This window comes from Rickettsia sp. Tenjiku01 (genome assembly GCF_001653015.1).
GTDB classification, from domain to species: domain Bacteria; phylum Pseudomonadota; class Alphaproteobacteria; order Rickettsiales; family Rickettsiaceae; genus Rickettsia; species Rickettsia rickettsii.
On the sequence record NZ_BCMR01000006.1, the window covers coordinates 1 to 23285 of the forward strand.

Consider the following 23285-nt stretch of genomic DNA (forward strand, 5'->3'; position numbering starts at 1 on the left):
GGTAATGTAGTTAAAGAATTTGGGCTTTCTAAAGCTATAAAAAGACATGATCAGGATAATATAGAGCTGTGCAACTAGCTTTAAAGGACTCTATTTTATTTATTGAATCTTTATATACAAACCGTGATGATATATTGAATGAAAAAAGTGATATATTTTTTAGAAGAAGATAATATAAAGAAGAAAGTTTTTGGCAGATAAGCTTTATACGGGATAAGCAATAACAGCACTAATAAAACATCATGAAGTTGCTTAAATACCAAAAGGTTAAAATTATTATGCTTCTTTAGGATTAAAAAGCCATTTATTATTACAATTTTTAATTTTTGTTTTAATTGTAATCAACTATTATTAATAAAAATAAGAAATGACTTTTATGGAAGATTTAAGCTCTTGGAAAGAAAAGTTTGAAACTTGCGTTTACGCTAAAAAACTATTAGACAACATCGAATATTTAAATTCTAAAGTAAAAAATCCTGTTGATATAGAAGAAGTTAAAAAAGGTATCTACTACGCTCGCAAGTATCACGGCTTACAAATACGTCAATTAGGCGATCCTTATTATTCTCACCCGATTGAAGTAGCGATTATGCTCGCAGAGTTTGTAGCCGAATAAGCTCCTAAGCTTTATAATGCTATTATGCTGCAAACTGCTTTACTGCATGATACTATTGAAGATACAGCACTGACTGAAGAAGTAATAACTATTGGACCGGAAGTAGCAAAGCACGTAGAGGGTTTAACTAGAATAAAACCTTACGGCAAAATAAGTAGAGAGAAAAGTCTGAATTTGCTAGTTAGACAAAAAAGATATAATACAGTATTAATAAAGTTCTTTGACAGAATGTATAATTTACAAACTTTAGGTGCTAAATCACCTGAAAAAATGAGGAAAGTTTAATTAGTTTGGTAAAAATTGCTGTGTATATAGAGGCACATGAAATAAAAAACAATTAATTAAACTGTGCTACAAATAAATTTTGATGAATAATTTCTGCAGGGCTATAATTAACAGTATTTTTAATATATTAGCACAATAAATATATGATACATAAAATGCTACAGGACCTGTACAATCTAATAAAAAAAACGCTATAATAGTTTTAATAATATTACTTTTATCTTCTTAGGATCAATATTAGCTTGTTCTAAAGTGTTTCTTAAATATCGTTTAGCATCCACAAACTCCGGTGTCTCTCTAAGCGAAGTTCTCACGATGACTCCTACTATAGTGATTCCAGCACCGATTCAAAAAGCTATACGCCAACTAAAACCAAATGAAGTAACTAAAGAAGCTAAGCATAATGCTCCAAAACCACCTAATATACAAAAACTATCTAAAGTTGCTACAGTTGGATATTGTACAGGTGGTCAATTCAGTTAAATATACATCTGCTCCTATTACTTTCTCCATTGAGGACATGCCTTGTGCCATACGGCATGCTATCATAACCCATGTAGCTACATTCCTATTTCATCATAAGCTGAAGATTTGCCATAATAAAACAAGCTATAGTCATAAGCAAAGTAGTTATTATTATAGTTGATTTTCTTCCTATATTATCACCAAGTCAACCAAAGATTAATGCTCCTATCGGTCTAAATACATATGTTGAACATAATGCAGCTGCTTTATAGATTAGAGCAGTCTGAGGATCAGCTTGAGGAAAAGTTCGTTGAGAAGCACTGCTGCCATATGTACATATAAATATAAATCAAAATATTCAAGAAAAGTGCCAATAGACAAAAAACCTCATGCTTGTTTTGGTTCTCTATTTAAACTTGTTTGTGCTTTCTCATAGCCGAGCATAAATGCTTTATAAAAAATTAAATTGTAAAGAAATCTATACTGTTTTATATAAAAGTCAATAGGAAATTTCGCTTTATACGAAAATCAGAAAGTGAAGTGCAACTTATTATTAATTTATGTTATCCATTTTGTCAATATGATTGCACTAGTTTAAAGCGGTATGTCTGTGTACCTGAGCATTCATCACAAGCCCAAAGCCGATTAGCATGGATGCGATCATTGTTCCGCCGTAAGAAATAAACGGTAGCGGTACGCCTACTACGGGAAGCAAGCCCATAACCATAGCTATATTAATAAATACGTGAATAAATAAGATTGAAGTAATACCTATTACCATTAATTTACTAAAAATCTCTCGGCAATTTGTGGCAATTAATAAAGAAATAGTTATAAGTGCAAAATATAATATTAGTAAAAACATTCCTCCTATAAAGCCGAACTCTTCAGCGAAGGTAGCAAAGATAAAGTCAGTTTGATGTTCGGGAAGAAAATCCAAATGGCTTTGGCTACCTTGATTTAAACCGCGTCCAAATAGGCTACCTGAACCTATAGCGATTTTAGACTGAATAATATTATAACTAGCACCGAGCGGATCATGTTCGGGATCTAAAAAAACCATTACCCGTTTTTTTTGATAATCATACATCATATTCCAAGCAATAGGTAGGCTAATAAGAGCAGCAAGACCTAGTATTATAAAATATTTTATTCTAAGACCTGCCGCAAAAAATATAATTGCCGAAACAATTAAAACAATCATTCCCGTACCTAAATCTGGTTCTCTAATTATTAGAAAAGCCGGTATTAAAACTCCTATAATCGGTATAATAACTTTATGAAATTTTGTAAGATCATCAATTGTGAGTGAATGGAAATATCTAGCAAGCATTAGTACAACGGCGATTTTTATCGGTTCGGAAGGTTGAAGCTTAACTATACCGATATCAATCCATCTTTTACCGCCCATGGCAGTTGAGCCGAAAAGCTCCACGGCTACTAGTAAAGCGAGTACGCACAAATAAAAGATATACGATAACCTAAATATTATGCGTAAATCAATTAATGTAATAATAATAGCTAAAGGCAAGAATATACAAAAATTTATAATTTGTTTGTAAGCCCAGGGCTGCAAATTACTATTTGCTGCAGAATAAAGCACAATGAAACCAATACAGCAAATTAAGCTAATTAGTAAAATTAAAGTAATCGGTAATTTTTGTAATTGTTCTAGATAATTTTTATGCATTGTTTTTGTATTCAGTAGAGGTGTTGTATGTCATTCCTGCAAAAGCAGGAATCCAGTACTTTAAAGCTTTTTAAAAGCTCAATTTATTGCGCTTGTTCCTGGCTTCCTGCTTTCGCAGGAATGACATAATAGGATTCCAGCAACAAATCTGCTAACTAAACCTCAACATCAAACACCTTAAAAATAAATACTAATTCGTCAGCTATCTCTTTCAGATAATCAAAACGACCGGCAGAACCTTTATGTCCCGTATCCATATTTATTTTTAATAATAAGGGATTATTGTCCATTTTTAGTGCTCGTAATTTTGCTACCCATTTAGCAGGTTCCCAGTAACCTACACGTGGGTCGGATATACCGCAAGTAACGAATAGAGCAGGGTAGTGTTGTGTTTTTACGTTATCATAAGGGGAATATGATTTAATATATTCAAAATATTCTTTCTCTTTCGGATTACCCCACTCATTATATTCCAAGAGAGTTAACGGTAAGCTTTCGTCAAGCATGGTACTCAAAACATCAACAAACGGTACATGCGCGATTGCTGCTCTATAGATTTCCGGTTTTTCGTTGAGTATGTAACCGATTAACATACCGCCGGCACTACCGCCCATTATTACTATATTGTTGTTACTTGTATATTGCTTGTTAATTAAAGCTCTACTACAGGCTATGAAGTCTTCAAATGTTCTTTTTTTGGTTAAAAACTTAGCAGCTTCATACCAATCATGACCTAGATCATCGCCACCTCTAATATGAGCAACTGCGTAAATAAAACCGCGATTGGCAAGTGTCACTGCTGTATTTCTAAAATTGACGGGCATAGCGATGCCATAAGCACCGTAACCCATTAGATATAAAGGATTTGAACCGTCTTTTTTAAATAAAGATTTTTTATAAAACAAGGTTATAGGTACTTTTACATCTTCATTATCTGCAAATATTCTCTCTACTTTATACTCCTCCGGGTTAAAGCCTGAAGGTATTTCGTGGCTCTTTAATATCGTTAATTTATCGCTATTAAAATCGTAGCTATAAGTGGTATTGGGTCTTGCTAGAGAAGAGTAATCTATTCTGATATCGTCTTCCTCAAAGTTTGTAGAAAAAATACTTGCTTGGAAACTTTCGTCGGGAAAATGAATTGTGTTTTCTTGTAAATCTTTAAATCGCTTTATTTTAATTAGCGGTAAACCTTGGTCACGATAGTTTAAGATTAAATAATTATTTGTAACATTAAAGCTTTTTAAATATTTTTCTTGTTCTTCCTTAATATAAATATTATCCCAATCATCCCAGCTAGTATTTTCAAAATTATTTACCGGCAGTTTTATAACATGGAAATTTTTAGCTTTATAATTAGTTCTAATATAAAAATAATTGCCATTATATTCTATTTCATAGAATATTTTGTTTTCTGCAGCTCGTACTAATTTAGGCGTAAAACTATCATCCTGCATAGAAATTACGTAAATTTCATTTTCATTATGATCGCCTGAATTTATAAAAATATATTCATGACTTGCTGATTTCTTGCAGCTGATAAAATGAAGAGGGTTTTTTACCTCGAATATTAATTTATCCTGAGTGACCTCTTCACCTAGACGGTGAAACATTACCTTATCCCAGCGTTGATTCTCATTAATAGTAATATAGAAAAAGCCGTTTAAGTGTTCATGCCAAATTATAGTAGGAGCTACAGCTAAATCTCGATCGCTTGATACAAGCGAATTTTGCGGCATGCGCCTATGCTCACGTACATTTGTACGTTCCGCAGGCTTATCCTGAAATTCATCTTGTCTGAAGCGATCGAGATTTAGCTGTACATTGCCTAATTCATCAGGTAAGTATTTTTGTTCTTTAAGGTTGTATATTTTGATATTGTATTGTTCATTACCTGTAAAATTAACACTATAAGCCATTAAATTGTGATCAGGTGACATTGCAACTGTAGCAACATCAGTAAAACTGCTATTTGGAGCAAGAAGGTTGACATCTAATATTACTTCTTCTGCTGAATCCATATTATTATGCTTTCTGCAATATATCGGATAATTTTTATTCTCCTCTACTCTATGGTAATAGTAATACTCTTTGTTCTTAACATAAACCGATTCATCGTCTAATTTAACCCGTCCTTTTAATTCTTTAAAAATCTTTTCCTTATCATTTTGCAGATCGGCAAAGAAATTTTCGGTATATTGATTCTCAGCTTTTAAATAATCTAAAATTTTAGAGTCTTCTACATTTGGCCACTTAGGATCACGCAGCCAGTGATAATCATCGTTTATTGTTGTTTCGTGAACTTCAAAGCTGTAATTTTGTTTGTCTGTTATTGGTGGTTTCATGTTTTTTATTTTTTTGTGTTGTTATGCCTCAAGTCGTCCTTGCGAGGAGCCGTAGGCGACGCGGCAATCTAGTAAAATAATAAAAAAATTCTGTAATCAGAATTGTTTACTAGATTGCTTCGTTGAAACTTACAGTTTCTTCTTGCAATGATGATTTTGGTATCTATACAACAATGACATCGAATTATTGTAGTGTTAAAATCAAACTAATTAATAGGAATAATACAATCAATATAGCAGTTTGCTGATTATGCCAAGCAGATATTTTACTTAAAATATTATCCCAAATAACCTTAAAATTAAGATATTCTGCCGCATCTTCATTATTGTCTGCCGTTTCTTTATATTTATCGATACTGAAATATATAAATTTTTCAATATATTGGTATAGGTCAAGGTTTATGTTTTCTGTCGAAATGCGTGGTATTTTTCTAAATATTAAAGCCAATAACAGTGAGATTGCAAGGATCACTAGCTTAAAGTTAGCAGTATGTGATATTTGAATAGGGTAGAATAAACATATGCATAAAGTGATGATGCAGAAAGAGAGGTAGGGTATAGTTCTTATGTCATTCGCGCTTTCGCGGGAATCCAGAAATATTATAAAGCTTTTATTTTTAAGGTTTTTACTGGATTCCTGCTTTCGCAGGAATGACGTAGCACTCTCCATCAACAACCCAAATAATACGGTACAAGTCGCTATCTTGGAAAATAGCATTACACTATTCTCGTTTAAAATATTAGCTATTTCATCTTTAATATAAGAAGAACTAATAGGCAGTATAGATGTATAGATCAATATACTAATAACAAATCCGCTTAATAAAATAAAATTAATTTGAGTATTCTGAAGATCTTGGTAATTTTTAATATTATACTCATCTTCTATATAAGCGAAATATAAAGCAAATAATCCGTTATATAATATATGTATGAATATAAAGCTTGTGATAAGATACGCTATATTTGGAGAGTTTATGCTAATAGCCGTTAATATAAAACCAAGCTGTGATACGGTAAGATAACATATTAATCGTTTAAGTTTTTTTTCAATTAGAGACAATACTAATCCGTAAATGATCATTGATATCCCAAAAAACTTTAATATCTCAAGACCGCTAAATAATTTTAAAATGATAATTAAACTAACTTTAGTAGTAAAACTAATTAAATATATAATACCGCTACTTGAAGCTATAGGATAGCAATGAACCACCCAGCCGTTTACAAAAATAGCCGAGGCATTAATTAAACAACCTGCAAGTATGAATATTGCTGGTAACTCAAAATTATTTACTGATTCCGTTAAAGAAGTAAAAGTCGTATTACTTGTTGTTTGGATTAGAAGAGTCATACCGATTAAGATTAGCCCGCTGCTGCATAAATGAGTGAGGAAATATTGACGTGCCGGTTTTATCTTTAATTGGTCACAAAAAATAATTATGCAGGCAAAAATCGTCATGAATTCAAGCGAGATTATCATGGAAATAAAATCAGCTGCAAATACGCATATAATAGAGGATAAACAGTATAAACTACCGATTAAGCATTCTAATTTTCTATTTTGGGAAATTGTATAAAGATTTAAGATAGCAGTAACAATTAGAAATGCTAGAGCTATTAGCTGATTTTGTGGGTGAAAATCAAACATAAGCTCAAAATTAGTAAGCGGAAATGTACACTTGGTATTTTGAATAAACATTTTAATCCTTAGAAGAAACTGTTAAAACCTCTAGTCCCTGGATTCTTTTAAAGTCTTTTACATTTAGAGTTAATATCAGAAAACCTTTTGTAATAGCCGTTGCTGCAATAAGCATATCATGAGTTCCTATAGTTATACGTTGTGTGTATAAATCATGAGTAATACGTGCATATGTATATACTTCTTCAATACGAAAGGTAATATAGTAAACAGACTTGTTACGTATTCTATAAAAGCTAAACATTTTATACGTTTATTCTCATTCTTGACTCTATCTACTCCTATTAATAGTGCAGTTAACACAATAGGGCTAATATAAGTCTGACCGTAATGTGACCATTGCTTAGTACTTACTTACCTTTTCTCTTTCTAAAGCTATGATTATAACAGTATCAATAACTAATCCCTTCAACTAATTTTTTAATATCTTGTTTAGTATTGTGTCTTATTTCTTCGCGATTTTTCATGAATTGATCAGCATCTTCAGGATCAAGATGTGGACCATTTTTAAAAGTTTCCTCTAAGTCTCTTACTGCTACAGAAGGTTTGATTTCTGCAGGCGTAATCCTTGCTACGATATGATTACCTTTTTGAATGTCAAAGCTTTCGCCTTTATAGTAAACTCTATTCATAATATCTGAAAAAGATCGTACAAATTCTGTTGCTCTAATAATTTGTGCCATATTTATACCTTTGATACTTCAAGATTTGGTACGTCAAATTTCGGGATTTGCCTGTGCTCACTATTGTACGCTGTGTAGGCGTACTGCTTATTTGACTTCCAACTTTTGAAGTATCAAAGGTATAAATATTATATGATTATGTGTAGATTATGTAAATATGTTTATGTAATATAAGCTAAAAATTCTCTGATTAAGATTTGAATAAAATAGAAAAGAGTTACGGCACAGCAGCACATTATTATACTAATTTGCATAGAGTAGGGGAGTGGTTTTGTTACGCTAGATTCTACTAAAGAAGGTTTATAAATAGAGCTTAATATTTTGAGCAGGTAAAGGCTTGAGAATATACTACTAGCTATTACGACAATCATAACAATGATTTGATTCTGTTCGCTTGCGGCAAGTAATATTGAGAATTTGCTAATAAATCCGCTAAAGATAGGTATACCGATTAATGATAATGAAGAGATAGATATAATAAAAGAAATTAAAGGAAATTCTTTGGATATACCATGTAAATTCTGTACTTGATTGGCTTTCTTTAAACTGTAAATACTTCCCATACTATAAAATAAGCAGATTTTTGTAAAAGAATGTGAAACTAAATGGAGTATTGCAGCTCCAAGTGCCTTAGGTGTTAACATGAAAGCACTAAGCAATGCAAGGCTTAATTGGTTCATAGTGGAGTAGGCGAGTATTTTTTTGATATTATCCGTGTCTAGGGCTTTGATTGAGCTATAAAATATGCTTACTATCGGTATAAAAATTAACCAGTTAAACTCGGCAAATATCATTTGTAAATACGATAAACCGAATATATATAATAGGATTTTGTAAATACAAAATAATCCGGTTTTAACCACTATTACGGCATGCAGCAAACTACTAATGGGGTAATGTGCAACCATTGCAGCAGGAAGCCATGAATGCACCGGAAAAATTGCAGTTTTAGCAATACCGCAAATAAACATTAACAATAAAATAATTGACTGGTTTTTGGAAAAATAATTTTCTACTAAACTCCCACTTGCAAAATCTCCGTTACCGGTTTTAGTATAAATAATTATCACTGCCGGTAAAAATAATATTGTGGCAGAAATCATCAGAATTTTTAGATATTTATATAACCCGCTAAGTACTATGTTATTTTTGGTATGTCCTATTAAAAAAGCTGTAGAAATAGTTAAAAGCTCATAGCAAATAAACATCGTGAATAAGTTGCTAGAGAAAGCAATTAAAACACCGATTAGAATAGTGAAGTTAAAGAAAAATAAGAATCTAGAAGAATAGTCTATATTATTAATAGCAAGATATTTAGGAGTGTAAAGTAAAGCACAAATCCATAAAAAGCCTATTAAACTTAAGAAAATAAGCCCTAAAGGTTCAAGATGGAATCCTATAGAGTAATTACCGGATATATTAAATTCAAATCCTGCTCTAATACCTTTTAAAAACAACCAGTCTATAATTAAAATATTACCGAAGAAAAAAATAGCGATAGTAATAAGTAAAAAATTACGTATAAAGCTATCTTTTTGAGTGGTATACGGGCTAGTTAAGTTTAATGCACCAACTAGCAAAGTTGATAGAATCAAAAGACTCGGAGTAGTAAATTGTGTAATCATGATAAGTTATTATACTTTTTTTGATAGTATGGTTAGAGCATTACCTGTATGGCTTTCTATGTCATGCCTAGCTAAAAGTGGGGGAATCCAGAAAAAGCGAGATAAATCGTGCTTTTAGTTTTAAAAACTTACTGTGTTTATATTTTTTAATTACTGGATTCCCGCTTTCGCGGGAATGACAATAGTACCATTTTATAATGGTAAAATAACGATCCTACGGAGCTAAGTAAAATTATAATAAAATCTAATAGTAGATTTTGTGTTAATAATAATTCAAGAATATTTACTTTGATAAAAAATAATGGACTGATAGGTAAGCCACAGCTGCACATAATAGCAATTATTATTAAAACTTTGTTAGGTTCTCTTTTATAGCTTCCATTATAAGCATCTATCAAGAAAAGAGCTATTTTATTTATACTATCCGCAAGTAATAAACTTGGTAAAACTATTATACCGTTTTCGGTTACGTATAATAAAAATACGTAACCTATTTGAGTGCAACATGAATATATTATAATATTCTTGAAATCTTTTGTTTGGTAAGCAAAATATGGGGCTATAATAAGAGTAGCTAAAGCGATAGGTTTTATAAAATTTGTAATAGCCGTTTTAATTGTCTCATAGCCTATAATAATATAAGTAAATTTATATATTATATATATTCCTATTATAGTAGAAATCCCTGCTAAATATACTAAAATAACTGAAGCCGTGTTATTATAAGCTCTCATCATCCAAAAATGCATAGGGAAAAAAGCTGTTTTTAAAATAGCACCTATTAAGAAAAAACCGATAGCTATAGTGATTATACGGGAATTAGTATTTGCTTGTAAATACGCTGCAATTTCTGCCATATTCAAACTACCCGTAATGCTTAGCAAAAATCCTATAGATATAAGAATAAGAGTTGCACCGATACTACCTATTATCAAATAATCAAAAGCTCCGATTAAAGATTTTGGATTATTACCTGAGGCTATCAGGACATAGCTACTAAGTGCCGAAATCTCTATAAATATATATAGATTAAAAAAATCATGAGTAGCCATCATCCCTAAATAGCCCGTATGAGCGAATAATAATATACCGTAAAATAAAGATTTTCTATTATTGTTTATATATTTTAAGATAGTTTGATTAGTAATCTTATGACAAAAAACTAAAAAGAATAATAAAACCAAGTTAAGATAAATAATAATAGTTTGGTTTAGTGCATTTAGCCGATATTCTATTCCTATTTTTGAAGTCCATCCTCCCATGGTGTAAGATAGCTCCGTATTTTGTATAATGCTATATCCATAAACACTGACCAAAAGGCTAGATAAAATACAAATCGTAGTAATTATTCGTGCAAAGGTAATAAAGCGAAAAGATATTATTGAGAGTAAAGCCCCAAATAAAGGGAATAATATTTGTATGATAGGGACATGGTTAGCTAGAATCATTTATCAAAATTAATTTCATTTTCTGATATTGTACCAAAATGTTTATAAATTTGATATATTAAACTTAAAGCTACGCTAAGAGTAGCAAACCCAACTACTATAGCAGTTAGCATTAATACATGAGGCAAAGGGCTAGTGTAAGTAGTGATGCCCTCTTGGAAAATAGGTACACCACCTGTTTTAATTTTTCCGATACTTAAATAAAATACTAACACCGAACTTTGAAAGATTCCAAGCCCGATAATTTTATGAATATAATTACGACTTGTAAGCATTATAAATAAGCCGCTAGTTAGTAAGATCAAGGCAAAGAAATATATTAAATTATGCATAATTATATTGTTATTGTAAGAAAAGTATTGTTAACTGAATCAGTTTTATCGTCATTGCCGCAATGACGTTGGTAGACATTAATACGCTTTGAAAGACTGATTAAATACGCATGTGACTTTTTTGCCCTTACGTATAGCGAGCTTAGGAAAAACCTGTTCAAGGATCACCATATTAGGATTATCTTGAGCAAGGCGATAATTTACTAAAGATTCTCGAAGTGCATCATCTACAGCAAAAATACCGGAAATTTCGGCGTTTTTATCTCTAAATTGTAGATAAGTAAACTCGCCGTCATCAAAAATTTTAATAGGAGCTATTTCTTCGCTGCCGCTAATATAGTAATTAAAGTTATATTTTTCAGGATGAGTCAGGTCGGGACTTGCTAGGGCAGCAGAAAAAGTTTGCATATGACCGCTCATATTGTCATTTTCGTCATCCGGATAAAGAAACTTTACGTTAAAGACCATTTCAGGATCACGCATATCAAGAGTTTCGGCAGCATATAGTTCAAAGAAGTACGTCCGTTTATTAGTAATTAAAGTCATATTAGTAGTAGCATCTGGTTCCATCGGTTTAATAAAAATCCTATGACCGGCAGGTACTATTTGCCATGAAGTAGTATCTCCCATAGAAATACTTACTATTTCCTCGTCTCTTGCTAGTTCTATACTTGCTTGATAGCCGTAATATCCTGTGAATTTGAAAACATCGTCAGGGTTATAAGTCATAACTCTTAAACGTGGGTCTCGACCTAGAGGTCGAGATATAGTAAGCGCAAATACATCTAATGTCAGTATTATAAAAGTACAAAATATTATTAGTTGCTTCATATTATTTCTGATTTTTATTCCTTAATAACTTTAGCTTGTAACTAGTAACGGTAAAATTGAACGGCATATCAGGTGATGTATTTGTACTGATAGAATCCATTATAAATCCGATTTTTGCTTCCCATACCATATTTTCTAAAATTGCATCCGTACTATTTTTTGCCAATGATTCAAAAGTAACAACTGCCTCGTTATTGTTTATATTGTTAATTGATAATATATTAATTGAGCGTCTATATAGTTTTTGATATCTTATGACCGGTGATAATGGGTTATCAATATTCATAAAATTAGCAAATTGCATATAAACAATACTCGTAGAAGCATTTTTGATAAAGGTAAATTGTTCTTTTAATATATCGTAATTGTATTCTTCTCGTTGTTTTACATAATTCTGAAGCATAATATTTGCAATAGAGATATAAGGATTTGCTAATGTTGAATGTTTAGTATTAGTAACGGCAGCTTGTTGTTCGGCATCATCTTTTATCAAATAATTTACTTTTTTGTTTATAGGTAGCAATATGTTGATATTTATACAAATTAAGGTTAATAATAAGGTAAAAATCGTGCATATTAAAAGCAGAAGACTTCTATGACTTAACGGTAAGATATACTTAAAATTATACCATTTTCTTGCATCAATAAAATATTCGCCGGATTTTATATATTCTTGTATTGCGTTGGTTAATGGGTCCATAATTACTAGATTAATATCTAATTTTATTCTGTTTTAAAACTCTATCATAATTATTATAATATGATTATGATTTAATTTAATGTTATTTAAGCTATAAAATAAGTTTATATTATTGCTACAATACCAAATATTGTTTAACTTTAAAATTAAAATAAATAAATTTTAAATTAAAATTATACAATAACAATTATTGATGGTAGTTATTATGTTATACTCATCCCACTTGAAAAATTGGCGACAATGTCTTTATAAGTCCGCAGGTAGCCACATATTAAGTATACGCTCTTCTCCTAAGCTGAACTTCGTATAACTACTCTTTATTTACTTCAGAGTATAATAGTTTACAATCTTTTTAATATTTTTTTCTATTTATAAATAGATTTTTTTAAAAAATGCTTGTGAACTATTGTATAGTAAGGTAATTTTAAAATAGTAACAAGATAATTTAATAATGTATAATTAGAATGTTAAAATCATTAAAGCTTCTATTAGTATTAATTATGCTTGCTCAATTGTTGTCATGTACCTCTTCAGCTCCTTATGAAATTAAAAGCCCGTGCGTTTCTGCTGATATAGATGATGGTTCGAGTGTAAGCGTAAATCCTTGTATAAGAAGACCTGTTAATTCAGTAAATATAGTATAAAAGTAATAGTTTTACACAATAACAATGTAATAATAAAAATACCTTTGATATGAATAATATATTTGGCTTCTTTAAATCAAGTAATAACTCGCAAAGCGGTTCAGGAGATACACAAACGCAAGAAAGTATTAAATCGGCTAATCCTTTAAAAATTACTCAGAATTGGTATGAAGAGCGATCTGATAAGTTACTTGTTCAACGTAACTTACTTATCATATTAATAATACTACTAACCATTTTTATGGTTATAGCAACTTTAGTAATAGCCTTTGTAGTGAAATCTAAACAGTTTGAGCCTTTTGTTATTCAGCTTAATAGTAATACCGGACGTGCCTCAGTGGTAGAACCTATTTCATCACCAGTGTTAACGGCGGATGAGTCTCTTACAAGGTATTTTATAAAGAAATATATAACGGCACGGGAAACATATAATCCGGTTGATTTTGCGACGATAGCTCGTACGACAATAAGATTATTTTCAACAAGCAGTGTTTATTACAATTATCTTGGCTATATAAGAAATAAAGATTTTGATCCTACTTTAAAATATAAGGAAAAGAATACTACATTTTTAGTAATAAAGTCATGGTCAAAAATCGCAGCAGATAAATATATAGTTAGATTTTCCGTAAATGAAACATCAGGAAACCAATTAGTTTATAATAAAATAGCGGTAGTAAGTTATGCTTATGTGCCTATGCAATTAACAGATTCAGAACTTGATGTAAATCCGGTAGGGTTTCAAGTGAACGGATATAGGGTAGACGATGACAATAGTTAGATTTTATTTTTTAGTTTTTATATTATTAAGTGGTTTTACAGTACAACGAGAATGTCCACTTGTAGATGATCCATGTAATAGTAGTAATAATTATGTAGATGATTTATCTATAACTAAAGATAATAGGATAAAAACTTATATATATAATCCAAATGAAGTTTATTTATTAGTTTTGCATTTTGGCTTTCAATCGCATATAGAATTTGCTAAAAACGAAGAAATCCAAAATATAATTCTTGGGGATGCTTATGCTTGGAAAATAACTCCTTTGGCAAATAGATTATTTATTAAGCCTCTTGAAAAAGATATTCGTACAAATATGACTATTATAACTAATAAAAGAATATATGAATTTGATATCGCTTCTACGGAACTTATGATGGGTAACGAAAGGGATTTAGTATATGTAATTAAATTTTACTATCCTAAGAAAAATAGTAATTACATGGCAAGATTTTAATCGATGTCATTTCTGCGTAGATATGTCATTGTGAGCAGCAGTAGGCTGCGTGGCAATCTCATGAAATAATACAAACTCCTGAGATTGCGGACGTACAATTGCTCTGAGGTTTCCGCGCAATGACGGAAAAATCGATCCACGCAACAATGACAATAAAAACACTTTAACTAATATAATTTAGATATGGCTGAAGAGCAAAATAACAATCATAATACCAGTTCTTTATCAGGAGCAGATTTTCCTGAAGTACAAAGAGAATTATCAAAAGTTTCGGTTAGCTTTAATAAGAGTATTGCGATAGTAGTCGTAATTTGTGGTATTTTTATATATATTTTTTATACTCTTTTTTTCGGTACTGAAAAAGTAGAAATACAGGAGACTCAGATACCGAGTAATATTGTAAAACCTGTTACGGAGGTTGATGATAATATTCCGGAGATTCCAAAGTTACCTGATCCGCCTAAGCTTGAGACGCCCACCGCTCCTCCACCGCCTCCCCCTCCGGTAGTAAAAGTTCCACCGGTCTTACCTCCTACTACTCCTGTAGAAGAGAATAAAGACAAAACGCTTCCATTGCCGCCGGTTTCGTTGCCTTCGACTTCAGGAACGTTAGTTGAGAGTGATGCAGAGAAGCAACGTCGTGAAGCAAAAAGAAAATCAGCTATAGTGTTAATTGCTGGTGTAGAGCCTAAAAAAACACCGGAACAGATTACGGCGGAAACGACCTTTAAAGATCGCGGTGATATGTCTTTGGTTCTCGGACGCGGTAAATTAATTGATGCAGTCCTTGAGACGGCAATAAATAGTGATCTCGGCGGTGAAATAAGAGCCATTATTAGTAGAGACGTATTTTCTGAGAAAGATAAAGTGATATTGATACCGAAAGGGTCAAAAATATTCGGTAAATATGCAACCTCAACTTCGTCCGATAGTTATGGTAGAGTTTCTATAATATGGGATAGAATCGATTTAACGAGCGGTTATACTATAGAATTCGACTCACCTGCAGTTGATAATTTAGGTAGACCGGGATTACAAGGAAGAGTTGATAATAAATATAAAGAACAATTTGCAAATGCCGTATTACAATCCGGCTTTAATATAGGGCTTGCTAAAGTCCTTGATAAGTTAGTGCCGCCTCCTATAGCTTCTCAGGCAGCGGCTACCAATAGTGCTACGGCAAAACAATTGTTAAATACTGCTCAAACTATTGCGTCTAATACCGCTATAGATGCAAATACTAGGATAGTTACAATTTGTACTAATATACTTGCTGCTATTACCGATAAAACTTCGACTGCTTATACTACTATGACTCAAGCATGTACAACCGCACAAACTGCTTCTTCAGCGAATACTGCTGAGCAGAGACTTCAAACCTTAGTACAGGCAGTTAATACGGCAGCTTCAAGTTTGCTTACTACTACCTCTATAGCATCAACTCCGACGCAAGCACAACAAGCTTCTACTCAAGCTTTTACGGATGTAACGAATGTTGTAAAAAATATGATAACTCAGCAGCAGTTTAAGCCGACGACAACGGTTAATCAAGGTACGCCGGTTAGAATATACGTTAATAAGGATTATAAATTCCCAAAAGCCGTTTTATTAAAATCGAGGGTAATGAAATGAATGAAGAATTTGCAGCCTTAGAGACGTTTTTACTTCCTTTTAAAAATTTATTTGCTGAAGACGGTATTAACGAAATTATGGTTAATAAGCCCGGAGAAGTATGGGTTGAAAAAAAAGGCGATATATATTCTAAACAAATACCGGAACTGGATAGCGAACATCTACTTGCATTAGGGAGTTTAGTCGCTCAATCTACCGAACAGATGATTTCAGAAGAAAAACCGCTTCTTTCGGCAACTTTGCCGAATGGCTACCGTATTCAAATAGTATTTCCTCCTGCTTGTGAGATAGGACAAATCATTTATGCTATAAGAAAGCCTAGCGGTATGAATCTAACTTTAGATGAATATGCTAAAATGGGGGCATTTGATGATACTGCAACAGAGAGTTTAGTAGATGAAGATGCAGTAATTTTAAATAATTTCTTAGCTGAAAAAAAGATTAAAGAATTTATTAGACATGCAGTTGTTTCAAAGAAAAATATCATAATTAGCGGCGGTACTTCAACCGGTAAAACTACTTTTACTAATGCAGCACTCACTGAAATACCTGCAATAGAAAGATTAATTACTGTAGAAGATGCTCGTGAGGTTGTGCTATCACGCCATCCTAACAGAGTGCATTTACTGGCTTCCAAAGGAGGACAGGGGCGTGCAAATGTTACTACTCAAGATTTAATAGAGGCCTGTTTGCGTTTAAGACCAGATAGGATTATAGTAGGTGAGCTGCGAGGTAAGGAAGCTTTTAGTTTTTTGCGTGCTATTAATACAGGTCATCCCGGTTCAATATCAACACTGCATGCTGATAGTCCCGCTATGGCTATTGAGCAGTTAAAGCTTATGGTTATGCAAGCAGATCTTGGTATGCCGCCTGAAGAAGTAAAGAAGTATATTTTAACCGTTGTAGATATCGTTGTGCAGTTAAAACGCGGTAGCGGCGGGAAAAGATATGTTTCGGAAGTATATTATAAGAAGAACAAGAACGCTGAGGGGATGGTTTCAAAACGTCATTGCGAGGAAATTACGAAGTAATTGACTAAGCACAATCTCCAGGCCACGCTCCTTTTAGTTGCTCGCAATGATGTAAAAATTACTCCACGCAAAAACTAATATATAAGCATAAACTAGGAATATCAATTCATGGAATGGCATAAGATACTTAAAGTGACTAGAAATATATTCGGTCATGCTATAATTCATCCGGTTGTTATTTTTTGTACCATTTGGATAAGCGGTGCATTTGTTGCAATTTTTACTAATGAGGTTGGAACTTTAGGTGTAAATATAAATGCTATAAATATTGCTTATAAGTGGGCTTATTGGCTTATTAACGTTTGGGGGCAGTTAAAAATTGCCGACTATAATTATTTAAAATTGAAGCTAATTGCCTCTCTTCTCAGTCCGGCTATTATTGTTATAATATTTTACATTAAAAATTTTGAAAGAATAAAATCATTACAATTTTTCAAACAAGATGAAAAAGTATATGGAGATGCAAGCTGGGCTAATCCGTCAGATATAGAGGCTGCAGGTCTTAGATCTAAGAAAGGTATGCTGATCGGTGTTGATGCCGGTGGATATTTTGTTGCAGACGGGTTCCAGCATGCTTTATTATTTGCTCCTACCGGTTCAGGTAAAGGTGTAGGGTTTGTGATACCTAACTTGTTATTTTGGAGTGATTCGGTAGTAGTGCATGACATAAAGCTTGAAAATCATGGGTTGACAAGTGGTTGGCGTGAGAAGCAAGGGCAGAAAGTTTTTGTATGGGAGCCTTCTAATCCTGATGGTGTTACTCATTGTTATAATCCGATTGATTGGGTTAGTACTAAGCCTGGGCAAATGGTTGATGACGTTCAAAAAATTTCAAATCTTATAATGCCGGAAAAGGATTTTTGGAATAATGAGGCACGAAGCTTATTTTTAGGCGTAACTCTATATTTAATAGCCGATCCTACTAAAACTAAATCTTTCGGTGAAGTAGTGCGTACTATGAGGAGTGACGACGTAGTTTATAATCTAGCGGTCGTACTCGATACGCTTGGTGGTGTAATACATCCTGTTGCATATATGAATATTGCTGCATTTTTGCAAAAAGCCGATAAAGAGCGTTCCGGCGTAATATCTACAATGAACTCATCGCTTGAATTATGGGCAAATCCACTTATTGATTCAGCTACAGCATCTTCTGATTTCAATATACAAGAATTTAAAAAAGTCAAAACAACCGTATATGTAGGGTTAACACCCGATAATATACAGCGTTTACAAAAATTAATGCAGGTGTTTTATCAGCAGGCGACAGAATTTTTAAGCCGCAAAATGCCGGATTTAAAAGAAGAGCCGTATGGAGTAATGTTCTTACTTGACGAGTTCCCGACGCTCGGGAAGATGGATACTTTTAAAGCCGGTATAGCTTATTTTAGAGGTTATAGAGTTCGTTTATTTTTAATTATCCAAGATACACAGCAGTTAAAAGGAACATATGAAGATGCAGGGATGAATTCTTTCTTATCTAATGCAACATATCGTATTACTTTTGCCGCTAATAACTATGAAACGGCAAATTTAATATCGCAGCTTGTCGGTAATAAGACGGTAGAACAAAGATCATTTAGTAAACCTTTATTTTTTGATCTTAATATTGCTACTAGAACCCAAAACGTTTCTCAGGTTCAAAGAGCTTTACTTTTACCTCAAGAAGTAATACAGTTACCGAGAGATGAGCAAATTGTTTTAATAGAATCCTTTCCGCCTATAAAATCTCGTAAAATTAAGTATTATGAAGATAAGTTTTTTACTAGTAGATTATTACCGCCGACTTTTGTACCTACTCAAGTACCTTTTGACCCTAGGGCAAATAATAATGAGGCTTCGGAAGAGACCGAAACAATAACTGTTCCGGAAAATAATGAGTAAAATGCGTTCAGCTATTATTGATATCGGTTCAAATGCTTTAAGAGCTGTAGTTTATGAAAGTGATGAGCTTGGAGCGCCGGAAATTTTTAATTATAAATTTAGAAATTATCTTACAAATTTACTTAATTTAGATAATTTAGACGTAAAACATCAAACATATTTATCTCTACAATATCTTATTCATATTTTTACCAAACTGTCTGTTACTAATATTAGATGTGTTGCAACAGCTATACTTAGGGGGCATCCTAAAGCAGATGAATTCAAAGCTATAATTAAAAAGAGATTCAATATTGATATTGAAATTATCTCAGGTGAGCGTGAAGCTTATTTAACTGCTGCCGGATTAATTTCCGGTATTAGTGATGCTTTCGGTATTGTAGCTGATCTTGGAGGTGGAAGTCTTGAGCTTGCACAGATTGGAAATAAAAAAGTCGGTAAATTAAAATCATTGCCGCTTGGTACAAAAATTATTGTTAGTAGCAATTTTGGTGATGTCGGGCTGATTACTAAAATGCTAGAGGAAGAATTTGGAGCTGCACATTATCCTAATTTATATTTAATTGGCGGTGCATTACGTCTAATGAGCCGTATATACATGGAGTCTATAAATTATCCCCTTAAAAATTTACATAATTTTGAAATAAATCGTGTAGAGTTTGAGTTATATTTAGAGAAATTATCGCAAATCGATAAATTAAAGCTGAGTTATTACGAGCAGAAAGTCATAAATTATAATGCAGTTTTAATAATAAAAGCAATGATTAAGGTATTTTCACCGGAAAAAATTATTATCTCAAATTACGGTTTAAAAGAAGGAGTAAGATTTGACTCGTTGCCGTCTCATGAAACAGAAAAAGATATTATTTATGAGAGGGTGAAGAGATTAGTAAAATTTGATAGCAATATATGTAAAATTGAAAAATATATTGAAGCAGTACAATATCTTTTAATTAATGCCGATGCCACGACTCTTATTATTATTGAACTCGCTATAATGCTAGCACAATATAATAAAAATATTGATAAAACGCTTAGAGCAAATTTTGTTTCGGAATTTATATTATCTTCAGACATTCCTTTTAGTCATAGACAGCGTCTTATGCTAGGTATTGCCCTTACGGTTACTTATACTGCTAAAACTGACATGCAGATTAATAAAATAGCTAAGAAAATGATTAGTAAAAGTGATTATTACAACAGTCATATAATCGGTTATTATATAAAAATTGCTAGAGAAATTGATGGGCCAGAATTTCAAGAGCCTTCTTTTTCGATTAAATTAAAAGACGATAAATTTTTACAAATTAATGCTTCAAATATCTTGCCTAAACAAGTCTTTGAAAAGGTTTGTGAACGTTTAAAAGATATAAGTTCTGCTAGAAAAAATATTAGGTATAATTTTAGTGATTAGGTTTTTTTGTTATAGTGCCGGATAGTGTTCGAAAAGCCAGTGATGTCATACATGCGAAAGCAGGGATCCAGGCTAAAAAAATCTTGATTGCAAAGATTTTTTTATTATATTGTCTCACTTTTAAAGTAAAATCTTTAAAAAGCTTTAAAGTACTGGATTCCTGCTTTCGCAGGTATGACATAAAAAGCGCCACACAACAATAGCTAAATTAATTACGCTCCATCAAATGTGTCACAATTATATTCCTTTGTACATCCTATAATAGTAGATTCCATTTTAGGAACTATGTGTTCCTCCCAAAAATCCACCAGCGGTTGAATTGCATTAATAATAAGTGAATCTTCGATGGGATGCAATAAATTATCTATACTAATTTCTAGATACCTAACTATGAACTTTGCAGCTCTATTATCTGATTCTCTGTGTATAAGATTTCCAATTCTTTCTAAGTAGTAAACTTGCTCGCTAGTAAGATCTTTATCTTTTATTATTTGCGATAGAATCTTGGTTAATATACATTGCAATTGAACTTTTTGATCAGTTGCAAATTATGCATAATAATCCTGTTCTTTTACACAAGGTAATTTTAGTTAATTAATAATTAAATTGGTCACATAACATGGGCATGAGAATTAGTTTTTATAACTTCCTCTAATTCTCTTGTATCTGTTCCGGTCTATAATTATTAAAGTAAAATATAGGTAATATAGTCTCATTTTTTAAATATTTAATCAATTCTTTACTATCGTTATATTTACTACTAATTTCATTTTGTTCCTCTGGTGTTAATATTAAATTTGCCGTTAAATCAAGTATTGGTTTTGCCGCTCTACTAATATTCATATGCACTATTAATTAAGCGCTTTAAGCTTTCAAAATTTTTAGGCAAAAATATTTTATCATCATTTTGATATGGTACATTTTTTACGAAATCTGTTTTCAAAATTTGAAAACTATTATTTAATGGGATACTTGCAATGTCCAAATTCATGTGCTATTATTGATTCTAAATTTAATTTTTCTGCGCCTATACATATTAGGTTATTGTCTCAATCATAATGAGAAAATGATTTATTATCAAATATTATTTTTAGGCTATCTTGCACTTTAATATTAACCCCTGCTATATAGGCTAATAACTTATTTGTAGGCCCCTATTGCAAAAGCTTTGTATAGTTATGAAGAATTATATTGTCATTTAAATCGCTTACATTGTAAGTCCTTGTCATTAAAATAGTAATATCAGAGTTTTCGCTATATGCAATCGGTGATAATTTTGCAATATTAAGTTCTTCAATATTTATCTCAATTTTATTATCTTCAATAAAGCTTTTAAACTCTTGAAAACTTAAATAACTAGCTAATTTTTTAATTCAAATCCTTCTATTTTAAATTCACTAATTGCATTGTTATTGTGCTCCTCAATTGTTCTCTTCTTAAACTTAATCAACTCTTGCAACATGCTGCTTTTTGTATCTCTATATGGTATAGTATCAAAATTTATAAATGCTGCTACATCAAGCATAGATGTATCATCGATGTTATGTATATATCTATCGTATTCAGCAGAAGTAAAGTGGCTAGGGTTAGTATAAGAAATAATAAGTTTATATGCTTCTAGATCAAATGACGTAATGGCATGATGTAACCCTAACAAATTATAGCTGTTCTTAGATGCTAAAATTGATTTTATTTCGTCATATTTTTTAGTTTTTATAAAATTTTATTAGCTTATTCAAAGCTGTTGTGGGTCATTGTGAATAATATTCAGATGGTAAAGACATGTTTTATATCCTATCACGTTGCTATATTTCATGGTAATATATTTTATAATAAATAGTATATCTTTCTATTTGTGAAGAAATAATTTTAATTACATTAACGAACATTAACATCTTATTAAGCTCTCTTAGTCTACCTCCCAAATCATTATATAATCCTGAAAACAATAAATATATTAGGATATATGATAAAAAATTATTGGAAAAAGTTTTGGAAGAATAGTACTACCAAATCACAAAATTTTATTGAACTAAACGACATTGCATATGGTAATTTAATCAGAGTCGACATAGAAGCTTATCGAGAAAATGTTATAGTATATAGATGTATTAATTTAATTGCACAATCGGCGGGACATGTTCCGTGGAAAGCGCTTAAAAGTAAAACCAGAGAAGTAATATTTAGACTATCCGGTGCATTATTTACTAAAAAAAACGAATCCCAAAAAAGCCGGAGCGGATTTTGTTAGTGAGCTAATTGCAAGCAAATTATTATTCGGTAATAGTTATATTTTATCAGCTCTAGACTCGTACCCTAAAGAGATTTACTTACTACCGGCTCTTGTTACGGAACTGGTTATAGAACATAATAATTTAGTTGCTTATTTTGATTTGAAATTATTGGTCCGTTAACTCTTGCAGTACCGAAAATTAGCGGTATAGGTTCGCCGTAATTAGCTGTTACATATTTAAAACTTTCTTTGAAATTTTTAATATTGTCATATTCTATCGGTTCGTGATTTAGTGGATCTAAATACTCACCAAGCATTTTGCCGACAAATCTTCCCACGTTTGAAAATATGCCGCCGCCAAATGCATTTCCAACAGTACCGCCAAGCGAACTAAAAAAACTTCCAAACATATTTACCATATTATAATGTAATATGGATTGATATTAGCAGTATGATGTGGTAACACTAATATATGTCATTCGTG

At 31.8% G+C, this 23285-nt stretch carries 23 protein-coding genes and 3 pseudogenes; 10 read left to right on the top strand and 16 right to left on the bottom strand.

Going from position 1 to position 23285, the window contains the following annotated elements; all coding sequences use genetic code 11:
- The first annotated feature begins 376 nt into the window (after nt 1-376).
- A pseudogene (locus TENJIKU01_RS01835) lies at nt 377-901 on the top strand (HD domain-containing protein).
- Nucleotides 902-1092: 191 nt separating this feature from the next.
- Here the strand turns inward: TENJIKU01_RS01835 and TENJIKU01_RS10125 are convergent.
- A complete protein-coding gene (locus tag TENJIKU01_RS10125; RefSeq protein ID WP_255374169.1) occupies nt 1093-1215 on the bottom strand; it encodes a hypothetical protein in 123 nt (40 codons plus the stop codon).
- 1 nt (nt 1216) lies between these two features.
- Here TENJIKU01_RS10125 and TENJIKU01_RS09455 point away from each other — a divergent pair, with 1 nt between their 5' ends.
- Entirely contained in the window at nt 1217-1384 is a 168-nt protein-coding gene (locus TENJIKU01_RS09455; protein ID WP_227779848.1) for a hypothetical protein, read from the top strand.
- 571 nt (nt 1385-1955) lie between these two features.
- Here the strand turns inward: TENJIKU01_RS09455 and rodA are convergent.
- The 11 genes and pseudogenes from rodA to TENJIKU01_RS01895 form a co-directional block, all read right to left on the bottom strand.
- Nucleotides 1956-3056: a rod shape-determining protein RodA gene (gene rodA / locus TENJIKU01_RS01845; protein WP_064428992.1), complete on the bottom strand. Its 1101-nt coding sequence runs from the start codon at nt 3054-3056 to the stop codon at nt 1956-1958.
- A 155-nt stretch (nt 3057-3211) separates the two neighbouring features.
- Complete coding sequence (locus TENJIKU01_RS01850; protein ID WP_064428993.1) at nt 3212-5401, bottom strand: prolyl oligopeptidase family serine peptidase; 2190 nt, start codon at nt 5399-5401, stop codon at nt 3212-3214.
- Nucleotides 5402-5585: 184 nt separating this feature from the next.
- Nucleotides 5586-7103, bottom strand: coding sequence for a proton-conducting transporter membrane subunit (locus TENJIKU01_RS01855; protein WP_064428994.1), 1518 nt, complete (start codon nt 7101-7103; stop codon nt 5586-5588).
- A 1-nt stretch (nt 7104) separates the two neighbouring features.
- Nucleotides 7105-7515, bottom strand: a pseudogene (gene vapC / locus TENJIKU01_RS09460) (ribonuclease VapC).
- Nucleotides 7496-7786, bottom strand: coding sequence for a hypothetical protein (locus TENJIKU01_RS01870; RefSeq protein ID WP_064428995.1), 291 nt, complete (start codon nt 7784-7786; stop codon nt 7496-7498). Before TENJIKU01_RS01870 ends, vapC begins: the two are co-directional and overlap by 20 nt.
- 5 nt (nt 7787-7791) lie before the next feature.
- Nucleotides 7792-7916 (bottom strand): annotated as a pseudogene (locus TENJIKU01_RS08250) (palindromic element RPE5 domain-containing protein); the annotation flags it as partial.
- A gap of 31 nt (nt 7917-7947) precedes the next feature.
- The gene (locus tag TENJIKU01_RS01875) at nt 7948-9411 is read right to left on the bottom strand and encodes a proton-conducting transporter membrane subunit (protein ID WP_064428996.1); all 1464 of its coding nucleotides are present in this window, start codon (nt 9409-9411) and stop codon (nt 7948-7950) included.
- Between the two features lie 146 nt (nt 9412-9557).
- Nucleotides 9558-10859 carry a proton-conducting transporter membrane subunit gene (locus TENJIKU01_RS01880; protein ID WP_064428997.1) on the bottom strand — a complete coding sequence of 434 codons (1302 nt, stop codon included), beginning with the start codon at nt 10857-10859 and terminating at the stop codon, nt 9558-9560.
- On the bottom strand, nt 10856-11191 hold the full coding sequence (locus TENJIKU01_RS01885) for a Na+/H+ antiporter subunit C (RefSeq protein WP_010977038.1): 336 nt from the start codon (nt 11189-11191) through the stop codon (nt 10856-10858). The genes TENJIKU01_RS01880 and TENJIKU01_RS01885 overlap by 4 nt, the downstream gene beginning before the upstream one ends.
- A 78-nt stretch (nt 11192-11269) precedes the next feature.
- On the bottom strand, nt 11270-12022 hold the full coding sequence (gene virB9, locus TENJIKU01_RS01890; protein WP_064428998.1) for a P-type conjugative transfer protein VirB9: 753 nt from the start codon (nt 12020-12022) through the stop codon (nt 11270-11272).
- Nucleotide 12023: 1 nt separating this feature from the next.
- Nucleotides 12024-12722 carry a virB8 family protein gene (locus tag TENJIKU01_RS01895; protein ID WP_064428999.1) on the bottom strand — a complete coding sequence of 233 codons (699 nt, stop codon included), beginning with the start codon at nt 12720-12722 and terminating at the stop codon, nt 12024-12026.
- 464 nt (nt 12723-13186) lie between these two features.
- Here TENJIKU01_RS01895 and TENJIKU01_RS01900 point away from each other — a divergent pair, with 464 nt between their 5' ends.
- From TENJIKU01_RS01900 to TENJIKU01_RS01930, 7 genes are all read left to right on the top strand, one after another.
- Nucleotides 13187-13366, top strand: a complete 180-nt coding sequence (locus TENJIKU01_RS01900) for a DUF2706 domain-containing protein (RefSeq protein ID WP_064429000.1) — start codon at nt 13187-13189, stop codon at nt 13364-13366.
- A gap of 49 nt (nt 13367-13415) precedes the next feature.
- Nucleotides 13416-14147 carry a virB8 family protein gene (locus TENJIKU01_RS01905; RefSeq protein ID WP_064429001.1) on the top strand — a complete coding sequence of 244 codons (732 nt, stop codon included), beginning with the start codon at nt 13416-13418 and terminating at the stop codon, nt 14145-14147.
- Nucleotides 14134-14607 carry a TrbG/VirB9 family P-type conjugative transfer protein gene (locus TENJIKU01_RS01910; RefSeq protein WP_017443177.1) on the top strand — a complete coding sequence of 158 codons (474 nt, stop codon included), beginning with the start codon at nt 14134-14136 and terminating at the stop codon, nt 14605-14607. The genes TENJIKU01_RS01905 and TENJIKU01_RS01910 overlap by 14 nt, the downstream gene beginning before the upstream one ends.
- A 183-nt stretch (nt 14608-14790) precedes the next feature.
- Nucleotides 14791-16239 (top strand): TrbI/VirB10 family protein, encoded by a 1449-nt coding sequence (locus TENJIKU01_RS01915; RefSeq protein WP_064429002.1) that lies wholly within the window; start codon nt 14791-14793, stop codon nt 16237-16239.
- Nucleotides 16236-17270, top strand: a complete 1035-nt coding sequence (gene virB11 / locus TENJIKU01_RS01920) for a P-type DNA transfer ATPase VirB11 (RefSeq protein ID WP_064429003.1) — start codon at nt 16236-16238, stop codon at nt 17268-17270. The genes TENJIKU01_RS01915 and virB11 overlap by 4 nt, the downstream gene beginning before the upstream one ends.
- Nucleotides 17271-17378: 108 nt before the next feature.
- Nucleotides 17379-19154, top strand: coding sequence for a type IV secretory system conjugative DNA transfer family protein (locus TENJIKU01_RS01925; RefSeq protein WP_064429004.1), 1776 nt, complete (start codon nt 17379-17381; stop codon nt 19152-19154).
- A 1-nt stretch (nt 19155) separates the two neighbouring features.
- On the top strand, nt 19156-20568 hold the full coding sequence (locus tag TENJIKU01_RS01930) for a Ppx/GppA phosphatase family protein (protein ID WP_064429059.1): 1413 nt from the start codon (nt 19156-19158) through the stop codon (nt 20566-20568).
- Here TENJIKU01_RS01930 and TENJIKU01_RS10550 read toward each other — a convergent pair.
- From TENJIKU01_RS10550 to TENJIKU01_RS01950, 3 genes are all read right to left on the bottom strand, one after another.
- A complete protein-coding gene (locus TENJIKU01_RS10550; protein ID WP_064429005.1) occupies nt 20558-20749 on the bottom strand; it encodes a hypothetical protein in 192 nt (63 codons plus the stop codon). The two genes, TENJIKU01_RS01930 and TENJIKU01_RS10550, sit on opposite strands and share 11 nt — an antisense overlap.
- 470 nt (nt 20750-21219) lie before the next feature.
- Nucleotides 21220-21411, bottom strand: a complete 192-nt coding sequence (locus TENJIKU01_RS01945; RefSeq protein ID WP_064429007.1) for a hypothetical protein — start codon at nt 21409-21411, stop codon at nt 21220-21222.
- A gap of 517 nt (nt 21412-21928) precedes the next feature.
- On the bottom strand, nt 21929-22225 hold the full coding sequence (locus TENJIKU01_RS01950; protein ID WP_064429008.1) for a hypothetical protein: 297 nt from the start codon (nt 22223-22225) through the stop codon (nt 21929-21931).
- A gap of 309 nt (nt 22226-22534) precedes the next feature.
- Here TENJIKU01_RS01950 and TENJIKU01_RS01955 point away from each other — a divergent pair, with 309 nt between their 5' ends.
- On the top strand, nt 22535-22819 hold the full coding sequence (locus TENJIKU01_RS01955) for a hypothetical protein (protein WP_064429009.1): 285 nt from the start codon (nt 22535-22537) through the stop codon (nt 22817-22819).
- A 107-nt stretch (nt 22820-22926) separates the two neighbouring features.
- Here TENJIKU01_RS01955 and TENJIKU01_RS01960 read toward each other — a convergent pair whose 3' ends face one another.
- Complete coding sequence (locus TENJIKU01_RS01960; protein ID WP_064429060.1) at nt 22927-23211, bottom strand: hypothetical protein; 285 nt, start codon at nt 23209-23211, stop codon at nt 22927-22929.
- Between the last annotated feature and the right edge of the window lie 74 nt (nt 23212-23285).

Coding starts and splice junctions, on each gene's coding strand:
- TENJIKU01_RS09455 (WP_227779848.1), top strand. CDS start 1,217: ATGACTCCTACTATAGTGATTCCAGCACCGATTCAAAAAGCTATACGC.
- rodA (WP_064428992.1), bottom strand. CDS start 3,056: ATGCATAAAAATTATCTAGAACAATTACAAAAATTACCGATTACTTTA.
- TENJIKU01_RS01850 (WP_064428993.1), bottom strand. CDS start 5,401: ATGAAACCACCAATAACAGACAAACAAAATTACAGCTTTGAAGTTCAC.
- TENJIKU01_RS01855 (WP_064428994.1), bottom strand. CDS start 7,103: ATGTTTATTCAAAATACCAAGTGTACATTTCCGCTTACTAATTTTGAG.
- TENJIKU01_RS01870 (WP_064428995.1), bottom strand. CDS start 7,786: ATGGCACAAATTATTAGAGCAACAGAATTTGTACGATCTTTTTCAGAT.
- TENJIKU01_RS01875 (WP_064428996.1), bottom strand. CDS start 9,411: ATGATTACACAATTTACTACTCCGAGTCTTTTGATTCTATCAACTTTG.
- TENJIKU01_RS01880 (WP_064428997.1), bottom strand. CDS start 10,859: ATGATTCTAGCTAACCATGTCCCTATCATACAAATATTATTCCCTTTA.
- TENJIKU01_RS01885 (WP_010977038.1), bottom strand. CDS start 11,191: ATGCATAATTTAATATATTTCTTTGCCTTGATCTTACTAACTAGCGGC.
- virB9 (WP_064428998.1), bottom strand. CDS start 12,022: ATGAAGCAACTAATAATATTTTGTACTTTTATAATACTGACATTAGAT.
- TENJIKU01_RS01895 (WP_064428999.1), bottom strand. CDS start 12,722: ATGGACCCATTAACCAACGCAATACAAGAATATATAAAATCCGGCGAA.
- TENJIKU01_RS01900 (WP_064429000.1), top strand. CDS start 13,187: ATGTTAAAATCATTAAAGCTTCTATTAGTATTAATTATGCTTGCTCAA.
- TENJIKU01_RS01905 (WP_064429001.1), top strand. CDS start 13,416: ATGAATAATATATTTGGCTTCTTTAAATCAAGTAATAACTCGCAAAGC.
- TENJIKU01_RS01910 (WP_017443177.1), top strand. CDS start 14,134: ATGACAATAGTTAGATTTTATTTTTTAGTTTTTATATTATTAAGTGGT.
- TENJIKU01_RS01915 (WP_064429002.1), top strand. CDS start 14,791: ATGGCTGAAGAGCAAAATAACAATCATAATACCAGTTCTTTATCAGGA.
- virB11 (WP_064429003.1), top strand. CDS start 16,236: ATGAATGAAGAATTTGCAGCCTTAGAGACGTTTTTACTTCCTTTTAAA.
- TENJIKU01_RS01925 (WP_064429004.1), top strand. CDS start 17,379: ATGGAATGGCATAAGATACTTAAAGTGACTAGAAATATATTCGGTCAT.
- TENJIKU01_RS01930 (WP_064429059.1), top strand. CDS start 19,156: ATGCGTTCAGCTATTATTGATATCGGTTCAAATGCTTTAAGAGCTGTA.
- TENJIKU01_RS10550 (WP_064429005.1), bottom strand. CDS start 20,749: ATGTCATACCTGCGAAAGCAGGAATCCAGTACTTTAAAGCTTTTTAAA.
- TENJIKU01_RS01945 (WP_064429007.1), bottom strand. CDS start 21,411: ATGAATATTAGTAGAGCGGCAAAACCAATACTTGATTTAACGGCAAAT.
- TENJIKU01_RS01955 (WP_064429009.1), top strand. CDS start 22,535: ATGATAAAAAATTATTGGAAAAAGTTTTGGAAGAATAGTACTACCAAA.
- TENJIKU01_RS01960 (WP_064429060.1), bottom strand. CDS start 23,211: ATGTTTGGAAGTTTTTTTAGTTCGCTTGGCGGTACTGTTGGAAATGCA.